This window comes from Methylobacterium sp. B1, assembly GCF_000333255.1.
In the GTDB taxonomy this organism is placed as follows: Bacteria; Pseudomonadota; Alphaproteobacteria; order Rhizobiales; family Beijerinckiaceae; genus Methylobacterium; species Methylobacterium fujisawaense.
The window spans coordinates 1-2,129 of the sequence record NZ_BACT01000303.1; the positions used below are offsets into that span (position 1 = coordinate 1).

Consider the following 2,129-nt stretch of genomic DNA (forward strand, 5'->3'; position numbering starts at 1 on the left):
CGTCGGCGCGTCGAATCGCTGGGCGTTCCGCGTGTTCGGACGAGTGCGCCCCGGCGGGCCGTCGCGCGCGCGACATCTTCCCCGCGCGGCGGCACTCTTTCAGGGGGCCAGCCAGCCGCCCTGCCAAGCCGACCCGCACCGGTGCCAGGCGGCCCGCCGGTGACCGCGGCGGTCGAGGTAGAGGAAATCCAGGCGCTCCACCCGGACCAGCACGGCGGCGAAATGCGGCCGTCCCAGCGCCCCGGCCGCGGCCTCGTCCGGCAGGGCGTAGGCGTCCCCCGCCGGCAGGGCCGTGCCCGGGCCGGGTTCACTCCCGTAACAGACCCGGCTCATCGCCCGGGACCCGGCCCAGGCCGCCTCGGCCACCGCGTCGTCGACGTGCAGCGCGGCGCGCCCCTCGATGCGGATCTGGATCTTCGTCGCCTCGTCGTAGGCCGTGAGCGCGCAGGCCGGGTTCGCCAGGATCTCGGCGGCCTTGTCGGAGCGGCGGTCGCAGTGGAACCGGAGGGTTCCGGCATCCCGGTCGGCGGCGCGCAGCACCACCGTGCGCAGCCGCGGGCCGCCCGCCGCGCCGAGCGTCGCCACCACCGGCAGGTGGAACCCGCTGCGGCCGTGCGCGGCGCCGTCCGCCAGATGGCCCCAAAGCGCCGCGAACGTCGCGTCCAGGTCGTCGTAATAGGCGGGCAGCGGCGCGCGGCTCATGGGCTGCCGCGCCTCCGCCGCCGCTCGCGGAAGATCAGCGCGAGGTTGCGCAGGTAGATCCCGGTGGAGAGCCCCTGGCCGATGATGATCACCGGCTCGCGGCGCACGAACCCGTAGACCAGGGTCATCAGCCCGCCGAGGATCGACAGGAACCAGAACGACAGCGGCATCACGCTCCGCCCGGCCCGCTCGCTGGCGATCCATTGCAGGATGAAGCGCGAGCCGAACACCACCTGTGCGACGATGCCGAAGACCAGCCAGAAGTCGAGCCGGGTGACGAACACGTCGTAGAAATAGGCCGGCAGATCGTGGGCGAGCTGGATCAGCATCCGACGTCCTGGTCTGCGGGTTGGCCGGCCGGGTCGACGATCTCCTCGGGCCGCGGATCGGCGCGCTTGCGCCGGATCAGCCACCAGACCCCGGCGAGATCGAGGAGCCCGACCCAGAGGCGGTCGAACAGGCCGTAATTGGACACCCCCGTCATCCGCGGCCGGTCGACCACGTCGCGGTGGACCACCGAAAAGCCCTCCCGGGCCACCAGGGCCGGCATGAACCGGTGGAGGGCGTCGAAATACGGCAGCCTGAGATACACGGCGCGCCGGAACACCTTCAGGCCGCAGCCGGTATCGCGGGTGGCGTCGTTGAGGATCCGCCCGCGGACGCCGTTGGCGATCCGGGACTGGAGCATCTTGAACGGGCCATCCTTGCGGCCGCGCCGCTGACCCTGGGCGAGGCCGGTGTCGGGCCCCGCCGCCTCCAGGGCTTCCAGCAGGGCGGGGATGAAGGCCGGATCGTTCTGGCCGTCGCCATCGAGGGTCGCGACGATCGCGCCGCGGGCCGCGAGAACGCCGCTGCGCACCGCCGCCGACTGGCCGCCGCTCCGGGCGTGGCGCAGCGCCCGCAGCCAGGGGCGCCCGGCCCGGGCCGCCGCGAGGGCCGCCGGGGTGCCGTCGGTGGAGCCGTCATCCACGTAGATCAGCTCGAAGGCCAGCCCCGCGCAGGCGGCCTCGATCTCGGCCACCAGGGGCGCGATGTTGCCGGCCTCGTTCTTGACCGGCACGACGACGCTGAGATGGGGATTCGCGTTCACGGGGCCACCGCGTAGGCCGTCACGAAGACCCGGCGGCCGGTATTGAGGTTGAAACCCTCGACCTCCGCCAGGGGGGCGGGTGCGCCGCGCCCCACCGGCCAGGCCGCGTTGAAGTCGTCGCGGTCCCGGGATTCCACGAAGAGCAGGCGGCAGCCGCCGCTTCCAGGAAGGATCGCGCCGCGGCGCCGTCGGGCGGCAGGGCGAGGCCGGTGCCGATCAGGAACACGAGGCTCGGCTCGCGGTAGCCCAGGCTCGCTACCTGTGGGTTCGGGCAAGGCACCCGGTCGCGCANGGCCGCGAGCCGGGGCGAGACCTTCAAAGCCGCAGCGAACGCTGC

At 73.5% G+C, this 2,129-nt stretch carries 4 protein-coding genes; all 4 read right to left on the minus strand.

Features of this window, described 5'->3' with window-relative positions:
* Nucleotides 1-99: 99 nt before the first annotated feature.
* The 4 genes from I53_RS08935 to I53_RS34970 are packed head-to-tail and all read right to left on the minus strand — an operon-like array spanning nt 100 to nt 1,929.
* Nucleotides 100-702, minus strand: coding sequence for a pyridoxamine 5'-phosphate oxidase family protein (locus tag I53_RS08935; RefSeq protein ID WP_043349369.1), 603 nt, complete (start codon nt 700-702; stop codon nt 100-102).
* Nucleotides 699-1,031 (minus strand): lipid-A-disaccharide synthase N-terminal domain-containing protein, encoded by a 333-nt coding sequence (locus tag I53_RS08940; RefSeq protein ID WP_043349371.1) that lies wholly within the window; start codon nt 1,029-1,031, stop codon nt 699-701. The genes I53_RS08935 and I53_RS08940 overlap by 4 nt, the downstream gene beginning before the upstream one ends.
* Nucleotides 1,025-1,792: a glycosyltransferase gene (locus tag I53_RS08945; RefSeq protein WP_043349373.1), complete on the minus strand. Its 768-nt coding sequence runs from the start codon at nt 1,790-1,792 to the stop codon at nt 1,025-1,027. Before I53_RS08945 ends, I53_RS08940 begins: the two co-directional genes overlap by 7 nt.
* Entirely contained in the window at nt 1,789-1,929 is a 141-nt protein-coding gene (locus I53_RS34970; protein ID WP_251982261.1) for a hypothetical protein, read from the minus strand. Before I53_RS34970 ends, I53_RS08945 begins: the two co-directional genes overlap by 4 nt.
* Between the last annotated feature and the right edge of the window lie 200 nt (nt 1,930-2,129).